The following is a 14,416-nucleotide window of genomic DNA, read 5'->3' on the forward strand; positions in this document are numbered from 1 at the left end:
ACGAAGCGGCGGCGCACGGCAGACAGGGCGCAGGCGGTCGACGGGCGCGGGGGACCCGGCGGCGCACTGCGTCGGCCGTTGCGAAGCATCCCTACGCCGGTATCAACCGGATCAGGTTCGAAGGGACTATCTCAACCGTGGCCGTTGGGCCGCGGTACCCCCGCTTCGGGGCGAATTAGACCACATCGACGACGCCATTGGCGCGTGCAGGCGGCCCCGTCGCCCGCGCTGCCGTGGGCGTGAATGAAGCGCTGATGGGGCATCCCGTAGAATGCCCCCGCGCGGACCGGCAGCACGACCGGACCGCCGCGGGCTTCCGCATCATCCGGCATCGACCGCCGTGAATCGCCCCAGTGCCCGCCTCGCGGCGCTGGTGACGGCAGGCATCCGCTCGCCCCCTTTGTACGGAGACACGCCTCCATGGTGTTTCGCATTTCCATCGCACTGATCGTCTGCCTGGTGCTGCTCGCCGGCCTGGCCCCGGGGCCGTTCAACGACGTGGTCCAGAGCGGCCTGGGCCACATCATCCGCAGCACCGGCTGGCTGTACCTGCTGGTGGTGTTCCTCACCCTCTCCTTCCTGATGTACCTGGCCTTCGGCCGGCTCGGCTCGCTGCGCATCGGCGGCGAAGACGCCGAGCCGGATTTCTCCAACGCCAGCTGGATGTCGATGCTGTTCGCCGCCGGCATGGGCATCGGCCTGGTGTTCTGGGGGGCGGCCGAGCCGATCTCGCACTTCGTCAAGCCGCCGGAAGGGCTGGCCCCGCAGAGCATGGAGGCGGCGCGCGCGTCGATGCGTTACGCGTTCTTCCATTGGGGCCTGCACCCGTGGGCGATCTATGCGCTGATCGGGCTGGCGATGGCGTGGTTCCAGTTCAACCGCAATGGCCGCGGGCTGATCAGCGACCTGCTGCAGCCGTTGATCGGCGCGCACCATCGTGGCTGGATCGGCACGGTGGTGAACGTGGCGGCCGTGGTGGCCACCGCGATCGGGGTCGCCACCACGCTGGGCTTCGGCACGATCCAGATCGCGGCCGGCCTGGAACGGGTGTTCGGCATCCGCGATTCGATCCCGGTGCAGCTGACCATCATCGCGGTGGCGTTCGTGCTGTACATGGCCTCCACCGCCAGCGGGGTCGATCGCGGCATCAAGTGGCTGTCCAACTTCAACCTGGGCCTGGCGGCGCTGCTGCTGGCCCTGGTGCTGGTGCTGGGGCCGACCGGGTTCATCTTCGATACCTTCACCACCACCATCGGCGCCTACCTCAACTCGCTGGTGACCATGAGCCTGCGCATGTCCCCGTTCTCGGGCAGCACGTGGGTGGCCGACTGGACGATCTTCTACTGGGCCTGGTGGATCGCCTGGGCCCCGTTCGTGGGCTCGTTCATTGCCCGGGTCTCGCGCGGGCGCAGCATCCGCGAGTTCGTGCTGGGCGTGGTGATCGCGCCGAGCGTGCTGGGCTTTCTGTGGTTCTCGGTGTTCGGCGGCACGGCGTTGTGGTCGCAGATCTTCGGCCACGTGGACCTGGCCCAGGCGCTGGGCAACGGCTATGAGACGGTGCTGTTCACCATGTTCGACAGCCTGCCGATGCCGATGATGTTGTCGGTGGTCGCCCTGGTGTTGTTGATCATCTTCTTCGTGACCTCGGCCGATTCGGCGGTGCTGGTGCTGGCCACCATGTCCACGGAGGAAGCCGGCGACCCGCCGCTGGCGCGCCGGATCGCGTGGGGCGTGGCGATCGCGCTGATCGCCGGCGTGCTGCTGCTGGCCGGCGGGCTGAATGCCCTGCAGGGCATGATCACCATCGCCGCGCTGCCGTTCGCGTTGCTGATGCTGCTGGTGATGTGGTCGTTGTACCGGGTGCTGGACATGGAATACGCGCTGCAGCGCCGGCGTGCCCAGCGCGCCCGGCGGATGATGGATGCGTGGATCGAGCGCGAGATCGCCGCGCAGGAAGAAACGCGGGACGAGGCGGCGCGCGCGCCCTGACGCTGGCGGGCGGCGCTGACCATCGGTCAGCGCCGTTCAGCGGTTCATCGCAGCCGGCCCACGGTCGGCGCTACGCCACTGTTCAATACCCGGCGGCCTGCCCGTCCTTGCGGCTTTCCGAGGCGCCGTAATACACGCCGGTGTCCGGGTCGCGCAGGATGGCCTGGTAGCCGCCGTAGGGGCCGTCGGCGAAGGTTACCCGGTGGCCCTTGCGCATCAGCGCGCGCACGGTTTCATATGGGAAGCCGGTTTCCAGGTTGATCTCGCCACCGTCGCTCATCACCGTGGCCTGGCCGGTGGGTTCGGTGGAGCCTTCGTGCTGGATGCGCGGGGCATCGCCGGCTTCCTGCAGGTTCATGCCGAAATCGACCATGTTCATCACGATCTGCGCGTGCCCCTGCGGCTGCATCGCCCCGCCCATCACCCCGAAGCTCATCCACGGCTTGCCGTCCTTGGTGACGAAGCCGGGGATGATGGTCTGGAACGGGCGCTTGCGCGGTGCATAGCCGTTGGGATGATCCTGCCTGAGCACGAACATCTCGCCGCGATCCTGCAGGATGAAGCCAAGCCCCGGCGGTGCCATGCCGCTGCCCATGCCGCGGTAGTTGGACTGGATCAGCGACACCATCATGCCGTCGGCGTCGGCCACGGTCAGGTAGATCGTGTCGCCTTCCTGCAACTGCTTGGGCGTGCCCGGCTGCACTTCCTTGAGCGCCTTGTCCATGGAGATCAGCGCGCGGCGTTCGGCGGCGTAGGGCTTGGACACCAGGCGGGCCACCGGCGCCGGATGGAACGCCGGGTCGGTGTAGAAGCGCGCGCGATCGGCGAAGGCCAGCTTCTTGGCCTCCACGAACAGGTGCACGTGCTCGGGCGAGCCGAAGGCGATCTTCGAGAAATCGTAACCCTCCAGCACGTTGAGGATCTGCAGCGCGGCGATGCCCTGGCTGTTGGGCGGCAGTTCCCACACGTCATAGCCGCGGTAGTTGCTGCTCACCGGCTCCACCCACTCACCGTGGTGGCTGGCCATGTCCTCATAGCTGAGGTAGCCGCCGTTGGCCTTGAAGTAACGGCCGATGGTGCGTGCGATCTCGCCCTTGTAGAACGCGTCGCGACCGCCCTGGCCGATCTGCTCCAGGGTGTTGGCCAGGTTCGGGTTCTTCCACAGCTCGCCCTTGCGCGGGGCGTGCCCGTCGAGGGTGAACTGCTCCTTGAAGCCGGGGTATTGGGACAGCTTGGGCACCGAGCGGTCCCAGTAGTAGGCGATCACCTCGGCCACCGGGTGGCCCTCGCGCGCGTAGCGGATCGCCGGGGCGAGGTTGTCGGCCATCGGCTTGCGGCCGAAGCGCTCGTGCAACGCAAACCAGCCATCCACCGCGCCCGGCACCGAGACCGGCAAGGGGCCGGTGGCCGGGATCTCGTTCAGGCCCCGGCGCTGGAACTCGGCCAGGGTCAGCGACGCCGGCGAGCGGCCCGAGCCGTTGTAGCCGTACAGCTTCTGCGTCCTGGGGTCCCAGACGATGGCGAACAGGTCCCCACCCACGCCGTTGCCGGTGGGCTCCATCAACCCCAGCGCCGCATTGGCCGCGATCGCCGCGTCCACCGCCGAGCCGCCGCCCTTCATTACGTCCAGTGCGATCTGGGTGGCCAGTGGCTGGGAGGTGGCGGCCATCGCGTGCGGGGCGATCACCTCCGAGCGGGTGGCGAAGGGGTGGCCGGTGACACGGTCGGCGGCACTGGCGGCGAGGGGAAGGGCACACAGCACGGCGGCGGCGAGCAGGCCGCGGGCAAGACGTCGGGACACGAGGGAGTTCCTGGAGGGATAGCCAGAGCGATAGTGCTGGCAGAGCGGTGCCGATGGCATCGGACAATGGTCATGCCGGGTGCGGAAACATCCGGTCGAATCCGCGCAGAACCGCACCGCAAAATACTGAATTCCGGTTCACCGCAACGCTTTCAGGCGCAACCATCGTTGCGTGACGGGGCTTTGCGCTGGATGCAGGCGAAACCGTTGGAAATGTGCCGCCAAGGGTTGACGCACCAAAAACGCTGTGGTTTTCTCGGTCTCATGTTGCAGCGCACAGCCACCCGCGAATCCATCCAGCACGCCGACCCCGGCGGCGCCTCGATCCGTTCGCTCCTCGTCCTCGTACTTATTACCCAACCAACAGGTGCGGGACGGACCGGCGTGTAAGCAAGACTGCCAGGTATCCATCAAAACCCGCACCCACCCCGGTGCGGGTTTTTTCGTTTCAGAGCCCCTCGATTCCTCCCCTCCCCCCTTCGACTGCCCTCCCCCATGACCTGCCAGACCGCCACCACCGCTCCCCGCACTGCCGCCTGCACCGCGGCGGCGTGCGGTCGTGGCGCGCCGGGCGCCACCCCTTCCCCTGACTGGCCGACGCGTCACTGACCGTCGGCCATTTTTTTTTCCGCCAAAGGACCTCCCCCATGAGCACCAACGACCTGCCCCAGATCAAGATCGCTGTTGTCGGCTACGGCAGCCAGGGCCGCGCGCACGCGCTGAACCTGCGCGAATCCGGCTTCGACGTCGTCATCGGGCTGCGCCCGGGCGGTCCCACCGAGGTCAAGGCCCAGGCCGACGGCTTCACCGTCAAGGCCCCCGCCGAGGCGGTCAAGGACGCCGACCTGGTGGCCGTGCTGACCCCGGACATGGTCCAGAAGAAACTCTACGAAGAGGTACTGGCGCCGAACATGAAACCCGGCGCGGTGCTGTTGTTCGCGCATGGGCTGAACGTGCATTTCGACATGATCAAGCCCCGCGAAGATCTGGACGTGGTGCTGGTCGCGCCCAAGGGCCCGGGCGCGCTGGTGCGCCGCGAGTATGAAATCGGCCGCGGCGTGCCGTGCATCTGGGCGGTCTACCAGGACAAGAGCGGCAAGGCCGCCGAGTACGCGCTGGCCTACGCCGCCGGCCTGGGCGGCGCACGCGCCAACCTGATCCAGACCACCTTCAAGGAAGAGACCGAGACCGATCTGTTCGGCGAGCAGGCCGTGCTGTGCGGCGGTGCCTCGGCGCTGGTGCAGGCCGGCTTCGAGACGCTGGTGGAAGCCGGCTACCAGCCGGAAATCGCCTACTACGAAGTGCTGCACGAACTGAAGCTGATCGTGGACCTGTTCTACGAAGGCGGCATCACCCGCATGCTGGAGTTCATCTCCGAAACCGCGCAGTACGGCGACTACGTCAGCGGCCCGCGCGTGATCGACGCCGGCACCAAGGCGCGCATGAAGGAGGTCCTGACCGACATCCAGAACGGCACCTTCACCAAGAACTGGGTGGCCGAATACGAAGCGGGCCTGCCGAACTACAACAAGTTCAAGCAGGCCGACCTGGAGCACCCGATCGAAAAGGTAGGCAAGGAACTGCGCGCCAAGATGGTCTGGTTGCAAAGCCAAGCCGCGTAATCGCGCGGCTCCCCCACCCGCTTTCGTAAAGGTCACCGCATGAATACCTCCGCACACAGCAGCGCGCCCCGCAACGGCGCACGCTGGTTGACGCAGGCCCTGGAAGCCGAGGGCGTGCATACGCTGTTCGGCTACCCCGGCGGCACCATCATGCCGTTCTATGACGCCCTGGTGGATTCAGGGCTGAAGCACATCCTGGTGCGCCACGAACAGGGCGCGGCGCTGGCTGCCAACGGCTACGCCCGCGCCAGCGGCCAGGTGGGCGTGTGCGTGGCCACCTCCGGCCCCGGCGCGTCCAACCTGGTCACCGGCATCGCCGATGCGATGCTGGATTCGGTGCCGATGGTCTGCATCACCGGCCAGGTCGCCACCCCGCTGCTGGGCACTGACGCGTTCCAGGAACTGGACGTGTTCGGCCTGACCCTGCCGATCGTCAAGCACAGCTGGCTGGTGCGCTCGGTGGACGACCTGCCGCGCGTGGTCGCCGAGGCCTTCCGCATCGCCCGCGAGGGGCGCCCCGGGCCGGTGCTGATCGACCTGCCCAAGGACGTGCAGATCGCCGATGCCACGCACCTGCCGGCCCACATGCCGGCGACGATCAGCCCGCCGCCGGCACCGCAGGCCACCGCGATCGACGACGCCGTTGCCGCGATCGCCGCCGCCGAAAAGCCGGTGATCTATGCCGGCGGCGGTGTCGCGCTGGGCGATGCGGTGGACGATTTCCGTGCCTTCGTCGAGGCCAGTGCGATCCCCACCGTGCTGACCCTGCGCGGGCTGGGCGCACTGCCGGCGCAGCACCCGCACTACCTGGGCATGCTGGGCATGCATGGCACCCGCGCGGCCAACATGGCCGTGCAGGAAAGCGACCTGCTGGTGGTGGTGGGCGCGCGCTTCGACGATCGCGCCACCGGCAAGTTGAACGAGTTCGCCCCGTTCGCCCGGGTCATCCACATCGATGCCGATGCGTATGAGATCTCCAAGCTGCGCACCGCCGACATCGCGGTGCCCGGCAACGTGGGCACCGCGCTGCGTGCGCTGACCGGCGCGGTGGCGGCCCCCGCCGCGCAGGCGGCATGGCGCAAGCGGTGTGCCGGCCATCGCGAGCGTTTTGCCGCACGCTATGACGCACCGGGCAAGCACATCTATGCCCCGGCCCTGCTCAAGCGCCTGAGCGAACTGGCACCGGCCGATGCGATCATCGCCTGCGACGTGGGCCAGCATCAGATGTGGGTGGCCCAGCACTGCCGTTTCAACCACCCGCGCAACCACCTGACCAGCGGCGCGCTGGGCACCATGGGCTTCGGTCTGCCGGCCGCGATGGGCGCCCAGTTCGCCTGCCCGGACCGCACCGTGGTGCTGGTGTCCGGTGACGGCAGTTTCATGATGAACGTGCAGGAGCTGGCCACCATCGGCCGCTGCCGCCTGCCGGTGAAGATCGTGCTGCTGGACAACAGCTCGCTGGGCATGGTGCGCCAGTGGCAGGAGCTGTTCTTCGCCGAGCGCTACAGCGAGATCGACCTGTCCGACAACCCCGATTTCGCCGCCCTGGCGCAGGTGTTCGGCATCCCGGCCACCCGCATCGAGGCACGCGACGACGTGGAGGGCGGCCTGGCCGCGCTGCTGGCCCAGCCGGGCCCGGCGCTGCTGCACGTGGCCATCGATGCGCGCGCCAACGTGTGGCCGCTGGTGCCGCCCAACAACGCCAACAGCACCATGCTGGAAAGCAACCCTGCCCATCAGTCCCAGGAGTTCCCCAATGCAATACCGGCTTGACCTGGTGCTGGTGCCCGCCGAAGGCGCGCTGCTGCGCGTGATCGGCATGGCCGAACGCCGCGGCTTCGCCCCGCGCGCGATCGCCGGTGCGCCCAATGCCGCCGACCAGGGCCGCTGGCACCTGCAGATGGTGGTGGACAGCAGCCGCCCGCCGGAGACCCTGTGCCGGCAAATCGAGAAGATCTACGACTGTGTGTCGGTGCGCGTCAGCGCGCTGGAACCCGACGCCGGAGTATCGGCATGAACGCCCGCGCCGTTGTCACGGCGCCGGTACGGAGGTTGTTTCTCCCGGCACCGGGCGGTGCCGCATGTCAGCGGCCGTGCCTTCCCGGCGCGCCCCTTCAGCGTGGCCCGGTGCGCCATGCCCGGTGACCACGCCAACCCGGAACCGGACGTAGCCGCTGTAAGCGTGGCCGACGTGCTGGCCGCGCAGGCCCGCCTGCGCCGCTACCTGCCGCCCACCCCGCTGCATTACGCCGAGCGTTTCGGGGTGTGGCTGAAGCTGGAAAACCTGCAGCGCACCGGCTCCTACAAGGTGCGCGGCGCACTGAACGCGCTGCTGGCCGGGCGCGAGCGCGGCGATGACCGCCCGGTGATCTGCGCCTCGGCCGGCAACCACGCCCAGGGCGTGGCGTGGGCGGCCTACCACCTGGACATCCCGGCCATCACCGTGATGCCGCACGGCGCGCCGGCCACCAAGATCGCCGGCGTGGCTCATTGGGGCGCCACGGTGCGCCAGCATGGCAACAGCTACGACGAGGCCTTCGCCTTCGCACGCGCCCTGGCCGACCAGCACGGCTACCGCTTCCTGTCCGCGTTCGACGACCCGGACGTGATCGCCGGCCAGGGCACCCTGGGCATCGAACTGGCCCCGCACGCACCGGACGTGGTCATCGTGCCGATCGGCGGCGGCGGCCTGGCCTCGGGCGTGGCGCTGGCGCTGAAGTCGCAGGGCGTGCGCATCGTGGGCGCGCAGGTGGAGGGCGTGGATTCGATGGCCCGCGCCATCGCCGGTGACGTGCGCGAGATCGACCCGGTGGCCACGCTGGCCGACGGCGTGAAGGTGAAGATTCCCGGCTTCCTGACCCGCAGGCTGTGCAGCGCGCTGCTGGATGACGTGGTGATCGTGCGCGAGGCCGAACTGCGCGAGACCCTGGTGCGCCTGGCGCTGGAAGAGCACGTCATCGCCGAGGGCGCCGGCGCGCTGGCGCTGGCCGCCGGCCGCCGCGTGGCCGGCAAGCGCAAGTGCGCGGTGGTGTCCGGCGGCAACATCGATGCCACCGTGCTGGCCCAGCTGCTGGCCGACATCCGCCCGCGCCCGCCGCGCAAACCGCGCCGCCGCGCCAGCGAGCGCACCCGACTACCGCTGCCCACCGCGCTCGCCCTGCCCCCTGTCATCCCCCCTTCCCCTTCCTTTGTGACCCCATCCGACATCGCTGTCGAGGAGACCTCCTGGTGACCACGCCCAACTCCCCCCGCATTAGAATTTTCGACACCACCCTGCGCGACGGCGAGCAATCCCCCGGCTGCAGCATGAGCCCGCAGCAGAAACTGGTGATGGCCCGTGCGCTCGACGAGCTGGGCGTGGACGTCATCGAGACCGGCTTCCCGGCCAGCTCGCAGTCCGACCGTGAGGCCATGGCCATGATCGGCCGCGAAGTGCGGCGGCCCACCCTGGCGGTGCTGTCGCGCTGCCTGGCCACCGACATCGAGACCTCGGCCAAGGCCCTGGAGGCGGCCGCCAACGCGCGCCTGCACGTGTTCCTGTCCACCAGCCCGCTGCATCGCGAACACAAGCTGCGGATGAGCCGTGAGCAGGTGCTGGAATCGGTGCACAAGCACGTGAGCCTGGCCCGCGGCTACGTGGACGATGTGGAGTTTTCCGCCGAGGATGCCACCCGCACCGAGGAAGACTTCCTGATCGAGGTGGCGCGCGTGGCCGTGGCCGCTGGCGCCACCACCATCAACCTGCCCGATACGGTGGGCTTCACCACGCCCGAGGAAATCCGCAGCATGTTCCAGCGGGTGATCGCCGGGGTGCCGGACAGCGACCGCATCATCTTCAGCGCGCATTGCCACAACGACCTGGGCCTGGCCGTGGCCAACTCGCTGGCCGCCATCGAAGGCGGCGCACGCCAGGTGGAATGCACCATCAACGGCATCGGCGAGCGCGCCGGCAACTGCTCGCTGGAAGAGATCGCGATGGTGCTGAAGGTGCGCAACGCTTTCTACGAGGAAGACACCCGCATCAACACCCCGCGCATCGTCTCCACCTCGCAGCTGCTGCAGCGCCTGGTCGGCATGCCGGTCCAGCGCAACAAGGCCATCGTGGGGGCCAACGCGTTCGCGCATGAGTCAGGCATCCACCAGCACGGCATGCTGCGCCACCGTGGCACCTACGAGATCATGCGCCCGGAAGACGTGGGCTGGGAGTCCTCGCAGATGGTGCTGGGCCGCCACAGCGGCCGCGCCGCGGTCGAGCAGCGCCTGCGTGCGCTGGGCTTCTGGCTGGACGAGGACGAGCTGAAGCACGTGTTCGAGCAGTTCAAGGCCTTGTGCGAGCAGCAGCGCGTGGTCACCGATGCGGACCTGCAGGTGTTGATGCAGGGCAGCGCCACCCAGAACGGCTACCGCCTGGCCTCGATGACCATCAGCGATGTCGGCAGCCGTGCCAATGCACTGGTGGAGCTGTCCGACCCGGACGGCAACCGCGTGGCCGAGACCTCCCAGGGCGATGGCCCGGTGGATGCGCTGTTCGGCGCGCTGTCGGCGGCCACCGGCGTGCAGCTGATGCTGGACAGCTACCACGTGCACAGCGTGGGCATCGGCGCCGATGCGCGCGGCGAGGCCAACCTGAGCGTGCGCCACGATGGGGTGGAGTACGAAGGCACCGGCACCAGCCGCGACATCATCGAAGCCTCCGCCCTGGCCTGGCTGGACGTGGCCAACCGCCTGCTGCGCCAGCGCAGCGCCACCACCGAACAACCCGCGGCCAGCGCCGCGGCATAAGGAGTGTCCATGAGCGCCTTCGATTCCTTCAGCCCGCCCTGCGATGCCGGCCAGCAATGGAACGCCCACGACTACGCCATCGACGCCGGCTTCGTGCCGGTGCTCGGCGGCGCGGTGGCGCGCCTGCTCGATCCGCAGCGCGGTGAACGCATCCTCGACCTGGGCTGCGGCGATGGCGTGTTGAGTTTCGACCTGGCGCTCAGCGGTGCCCACATCACCGGCGTGGACGCCTCGCCGGAGCTGGTCGGCGGCGCGCGCGCCCGCGGCATCGACGCGCATGTCATGGATGCCCACGCACTGGCCTTCGATCGCCAGTTCGATGCGGTGTTCAGCAATGCCGCCCTGCACTGGATGAGGGGCCCCGACCAGGTCATCGCCGGCGTGGCCCGCGCGCTGCGGCCCGGCGGCCGCTTCGTCGCCGAGATGGGCGGGCACGGCAACGTGGTGGCCATCACCAGCGCGCTGCAGGCCGCCCTGGCCAGCAACGGCCACGCGGTGCCGGCGTTCCCGTGGTACTTCCCCAGCGCCGACGACCATGCCGACCGGCTGCGCGCGCAGGGCTTCCAGGTGCGGTACATCGAAGCGGTGGCGCGGCCCACCGCGTTGCCCACCGGCATGCGCGGCTGGCTGCGCACCTTCGCCTCGCCGTTCCTGGCCGGCCTGGACGCCCACCAGCGCCAGCGCGTGATCGACGATGCGGTGGCGCTGCTGGCCCCCACCCAATGCGATGCACGCAACCAGTGGACCGCCGACTACGTGCGGCTGCGCTTCGATGCGCGCCTGCGCACCGTTTGACCTATCTTCTACACGAACACAGCAAGGCCATCCCATGACCCCAGCTCCCCGCACCCTGTACGACAAACTGTGGGACGCCCACGTCGTCGTGCCCGAATCGGACAGCGCGCCCGCCGTGCTGTACATCGACCTGCACCTGATCCACGAAGTGACCTCGCCGCAGGCCTTCACCGAACTGCGTGAGCGCGGCCTGGCGCCGCGTCGCCCGGACCGGACCAAGGCCACCATGGACCACTCCACCCCCACCCTGCCGGCCGGGGCCGACGGCAAGCTGCCCTATGCCAGCGCCGCCTCCGAGGCCCAGGTGGCGATGCTGGCGCGCAACTGCGCAGAGCACGGCATCGAGCTGTTCGACATGGCCTCGGACAACCGCGGCATCGTGCACGTGATCGCCCCGGAACAAGGCTTCACCCAGCCGGGCATGACCATCGTCTGCGGCGACAGCCACACCTCCACCCACGGTGCGTTCGGGTCGCTGGCCTTCGGCATCGGTACCAGCGAAGTCGGCCATGTGCTGGCCACGCAGTGCCTGCTGCAGCGCAAGGCGAAGACCTTCGCGATCACCGTCGATGGCCCTCTGGCACCCGGCGTCGGTGCCAAGGACGTGGTGCTGCACATCATCGGCGTGATCGGCGTCAACGGCGGCACCGGCCACGTGCTGGAATTCCGCGGCAGCGCCATCGAGGCGATGGACATGGAGCAGCGCATGACCCTGTGCAACATGTCCATCGAGGCCGGCGCGCGCGCGGGCATGGTCGCCCCGGACCAGACCACCTTCGACTGGGTGGCCAACACCCCGCGCGGCCCCAAGGGCGCCGCCTTCGACGCCGCCGTGGCCGCCTGGTCGCAGCTGCGCAGCGATGCCGGCGCGCGCTTCGACGTGGAGGTCCACGTCGAGGCCGCCGACATCCGCCCCACCCTGACCTGGGGCACCCACCCCGGCACGGCGATCGCGGTGGACCAGCCGATCCCGGCGGCCAACGATGCCGCCGACCAGAAGGGCCTGGACTACATGCACTTCCACGCCGGGCAGACCCTGGCCGGCACCCCGGTGGACGTGGTGTTCGTCGGCTCGTGCACCAACGGCCGGCTGAGCGACATGCGCGAGGTGGCCCAGGTGCTGCAGGGCCGCCAGGTCGCCGCGGGCGTGCGCATGCTGGTGGTGCCCGGCTCGGAGATCGTCAAGCGCCAGGCCGAGGCCGAAGGCATCCACGAGATCGTGCGCGCCGCCGGTGCCGAGTGGCGCGAGCCGGGCTGCTCGATGTGCATCGCCATGAATGGCGACCTGGTCGCGCCCGGCCAACTGGCGGTGAGCACCAGCAACCGCAATTTCGAGGGCCGCCAGGGCCCCGGCTCGCGCACCCTGCTGGCCTCGCCGATGACCGCTGCCTGGGCGGCCGTGAACGGGCGAGTGGCCGATCCGCGTGAACTGTACGCGGCACGGGAGGTGGCCTGATGAGCGGCTTCCGTACCCTGACCTCGACCAGCGTGGTGCTGCGCGAGACCAACATCGATACCGACCAGATCATCCCGGCGCGGTTCCTGTCCACCACCGAGCGCGCGGGCCTGGGCAAGCACGCCTTCAATGACTGGCGCTGGCAGGCCGACGGCACGCCCAACCCTGCGTTTGCCTTCAACCAGCCGCACAATGCCGGGCGCAGCATCCTGCTGGCCGGGCGTAACTTCGGTTGTGGTTCCTCGCGCGAGCACGCGCCCTGGGCGCTGACCGACCTGGGCCTGCGCGCCATCGTCAGCAGCGAGATCGCCGATATCTTCCGTGGCAATTCGCTGAAGAACGGGCTGCTGCCGATCGTGCTGGCCGAGGCCGACGTGCAGGCGCTGATGCAGCGCCCGGACGATGTGCTGACCATCGACATCGCCGCGCGCGAGCTGCGCACGCCCGATGGCCGCGTCTACACCTTCCCGCTGGACGGCTTCTCGCAGACCTGCCTGCTGGAAGGCGTGGACCAGTTGGGGTATCTGCTGGGCCGCACCTCTGAAATCGAACGTTACGAGAGTGAACATGCACGCTGACATCGTCGTACTGCCGGGTGACGGCATTGGTCCGGAAGTCGCCGCCGCCGCCGTGGCGGTGCTGGGCGCGGTGGCCGACCGCTTTGGCCACACCTTCAACTTCAGCGAACACGACATCGGGGGCATCGCCATCGACCGCCATGGCGAGCCGCTGCCGGCCGCCACGCTGGACGCCTGCCGCCAGGCCCGGGCGATCCTGCTGGGCGCGGTGGGCGGCCCGAAGTGGTCCGACCCCAACGCCAAGGTGCGCCCCGAGCAAGGCCTGCTGGCCATCCGCAAGGCACTGGGCCTGTACGCCAACCTGCGCCCGGTGCGCACGCACGAGGCGGCGTTGAATGCCTCGCCGATCAAGCCCGAGCTGCTGCGCGGGGTGGACTTCGTGGTGGTGCGCGAGCTTACCGGCGGCATCTACTTCGGCGAGAAGACCCGCACCGCCAACAGCGCAAGCGACCTGTGCAGCTACAGCGTGGGCGAAATCGAGCGCGTGCTGCGCAGCGCCTTCCGCCTGGCCCAGGCACGGCGCGGCAAGGTCACCTCGGTGGACAAGGCCAATGTGCTGGAAACCTCGCGCCTGTGGCGCGACGTGGCCGCGCGGATCGGCCGCGAGGAATTCCCGGACGTGGCGCTGGAGCACCAGCTGGTCGATTCGATGGCCATGCACCTGCTGGCCAAGCCGCGCGAGTACGACGTGATCGTGACCGAGAACATGTTCGGCGACATCCTCACCGATGAAGCCTCGATGCTGGCCGGCTCATTGGGCCTGCTGCCCTCGGCCTCGCTGGGCGAGCCGGGCGCGGTGGGCATCTACGAACCCATCCATGGCTCGGCACCGGACATCGCCGGCAAGGGCATCGCCAACCCGTACGCCACGATCTTCAGCGCAGCGATGCTGCTGCGCCATTCGTTGGGATTGGAAGAGGAAGCAGCGGCCGTGGAAGCGGCCGTGCATGCGGCGCTGGATGCCGGTGTATTCACCGCCGACCTGGCGGCCAAGGGCGCAGCGGTCAGCACCACCCAGGCCACCGACGCGGTGTTGGCGCGGTTGTAGCGACCCTCGATGGTGGTAGGGTCGGTTCCCAAACGACCGCCCGTAACCGCGCAACATCCGGTAACGCATGACCAGAAACGAAGGGCGTTTCCCCGAAGAGGTCCCGGCGTCAATGCACCGATCAACGGTATCGGCAGTCGTTTGGGAACCGACCCTACCGCCTCACCGGCGTCCTCCGGGGATGCCGGTGAGGCGCTGTTTCATTCCGCTTCGCTGGCGGCCAAGGGCGCAGCGGTCAGCACCACCCTGGCCACCGACGCGGTGTTGGCGCGCCTGTAGCGATCCTCGACGGTGGTAGGGTCGGTTCCCAAACGACCGCCCGTAACCGCGCAACATCCGGTAACG

The 14,416-nt window shown here is 69.0% G+C and carries 12 protein-coding genes and 1 riboswitch; of the genes, 11 read left to right on the forward strand and 1 reads right to left on the reverse strand.

Features of this window, described 5'->3' with window-relative positions:
- Positions 1-70: 70 nt before the first annotated feature.
- A riboswitch (TPP riboswitch) is annotated at positions 71-172 on the reverse strand.
- A gap of 248 nt (positions 173-420) precedes the next feature.
- Positions 421-1,989 carry a BCCT family transporter gene (locus RSA25_RS00340; protein WP_332806928.1) on the forward strand — a complete coding sequence of 523 codons (1,569 nt, stop codon included), beginning with the start codon at positions 421-423 and terminating at the stop codon, positions 1,987-1,989.
- Between the two features lie 82 nt (positions 1,990-2,071).
- Here RSA25_RS00340 and ggt read toward each other — a convergent pair whose 3' ends face one another.
- Entirely contained in the window at positions 2,072-3,790 is a 1,719-nt protein-coding gene (gene ggt / locus RSA25_RS00345; protein ID WP_332806929.1) for a gamma-glutamyltransferase, read from the reverse strand.
- Positions 3,791-3,856: 66 nt separating this feature from the next.
- Here ggt and RSA25_RS00350 point away from each other — a divergent pair, with 66 nt between their 5' ends.
- The 10 genes from RSA25_RS00350 to leuB all read left to right on the forward strand — a co-directional run bounded on the left by RSA25_RS00350 (position 3,857) and on the right by leuB (position 14,071).
- Positions 3,857-4,180: a hypothetical protein gene (locus RSA25_RS00350; protein WP_332806930.1), complete on the forward strand. Its 324-nt coding sequence runs from the start codon at positions 3,857-3,859 to the stop codon at positions 4,178-4,180.
- A gap of 215 nt (positions 4,181-4,395) precedes the next feature.
- Positions 4,396-5,412: a ketol-acid reductoisomerase gene (ilvC, locus tag RSA25_RS00355; RefSeq protein WP_332806965.1), complete on the forward strand. Its 1,017-nt coding sequence runs from the start codon at positions 4,396-4,398 to the stop codon at positions 5,410-5,412.
- A 39-nt stretch (positions 5,413-5,451) separates the two neighbouring features.
- Positions 5,452-7,185 carry an acetolactate synthase 2 catalytic subunit gene (gene ilvG, locus RSA25_RS00360; protein ID WP_332806931.1) on the forward strand — a complete coding sequence of 578 codons (1,734 nt, stop codon included), beginning with the start codon at positions 5,452-5,454 and terminating at the stop codon, positions 7,183-7,185.
- Entirely contained in the window at positions 7,169-7,429 is a 261-nt protein-coding gene (locus tag RSA25_RS00365; protein ID WP_332806932.1) for an ACT domain-containing protein, read from the forward strand. The genes ilvG and RSA25_RS00365 overlap by 17 nt, the downstream gene beginning before the upstream one ends.
- A 117-nt stretch (positions 7,430-7,546) precedes the next feature.
- Positions 7,547-8,644 carry a threonine dehydratase gene (locus RSA25_RS00370; RefSeq protein WP_332806933.1) on the forward strand — a complete coding sequence of 366 codons (1,098 nt, stop codon included), beginning with the start codon at positions 7,547-7,549 and terminating at the stop codon, positions 8,642-8,644.
- Positions 8,638-10,194 carry a 2-isopropylmalate synthase gene (locus RSA25_RS00375; protein WP_332806966.1) on the forward strand — a complete coding sequence of 519 codons (1,557 nt, stop codon included), beginning with the start codon at positions 8,638-8,640 and terminating at the stop codon, positions 10,192-10,194. The genes RSA25_RS00370 and RSA25_RS00375 overlap by 7 nt, the downstream gene beginning before the upstream one ends.
- A gap of 9 nt (positions 10,195-10,203) precedes the next feature.
- A complete protein-coding gene (locus RSA25_RS00380) occupies positions 10,204-10,989 on the forward strand; it encodes a methyltransferase domain-containing protein (RefSeq protein ID WP_332806934.1) in 786 nt (261 codons plus the stop codon).
- 34 nt (positions 10,990-11,023) lie between these two features.
- On the forward strand, positions 11,024-12,445 hold the full coding sequence (leuC, locus tag RSA25_RS00385) for a 3-isopropylmalate dehydratase large subunit (RefSeq protein ID WP_332806935.1): 1,422 nt from the start codon (positions 11,024-11,026) through the stop codon (positions 12,443-12,445).
- Positions 12,445-13,023 (forward strand): 3-isopropylmalate dehydratase small subunit, encoded by a 579-nt coding sequence (gene leuD, locus RSA25_RS00390; RefSeq protein WP_332806936.1) that lies wholly within the window; start codon positions 12,445-12,447, stop codon positions 13,021-13,023. The genes leuC and leuD overlap by 1 nt, the downstream gene beginning before the upstream one ends.
- A complete protein-coding gene (gene leuB / locus RSA25_RS00395; protein WP_332806937.1) occupies positions 13,013-14,071 on the forward strand; it encodes a 3-isopropylmalate dehydrogenase in 1,059 nt (352 codons plus the stop codon). The genes leuD and leuB overlap by 11 nt, the downstream gene beginning before the upstream one ends.
- Positions 14,072-14,416 lie beyond the last annotated feature (345 nt).

The sequence above is a fragment of the Stenotrophomonas sp. genome (genome assembly GCF_036662295.1).
Lineage (GTDB): Bacteria > Pseudomonadota > Gammaproteobacteria > Xanthomonadales > Xanthomonadaceae > Stenotrophomonas.

Bases quoted from the DNA above. Each gene is read 5' to 3' on its own strand.
- leuB (WP_332806937.1), top strand. From the start codon at position 13,013: ATGCACGCTGACATCGTCGTACTGCCGGGTGACGGCATTGGTCCGGAA.
- RSA25_RS00365 (WP_332806932.1), top strand. From the start codon at position 7,169: ATGCAATACCGGCTTGACCTGGTGCTGGTGCCCGCCGAAGGCGCGCTG.
- RSA25_RS00370 (WP_332806933.1), top strand. From the start codon at position 7,547: ATGCCCGGTGACCACGCCAACCCGGAACCGGACGTAGCCGCTGTAAGC.
- RSA25_RS00380 (WP_332806934.1), top strand. From the start codon at position 10,204: ATGAGCGCCTTCGATTCCTTCAGCCCGCCCTGCGATGCCGGCCAGCAA.
- RSA25_RS00350 (WP_332806930.1), top strand. From the start codon at position 3,857: ATGGTCATGCCGGGTGCGGAAACATCCGGTCGAATCCGCGCAGAACCG.
- ilvG (WP_332806931.1), top strand. From the start codon at position 5,452: ATGAATACCTCCGCACACAGCAGCGCGCCCCGCAACGGCGCACGCTGG.
- leuC (WP_332806935.1), top strand. From the start codon at position 11,024: ATGACCCCAGCTCCCCGCACCCTGTACGACAAACTGTGGGACGCCCAC.
- RSA25_RS00340 (WP_332806928.1), top strand. From the start codon at position 421: ATGGTGTTTCGCATTTCCATCGCACTGATCGTCTGCCTGGTGCTGCTC.
- leuD (WP_332806936.1), top strand. From the start codon at position 12,445: ATGAGCGGCTTCCGTACCCTGACCTCGACCAGCGTGGTGCTGCGCGAG.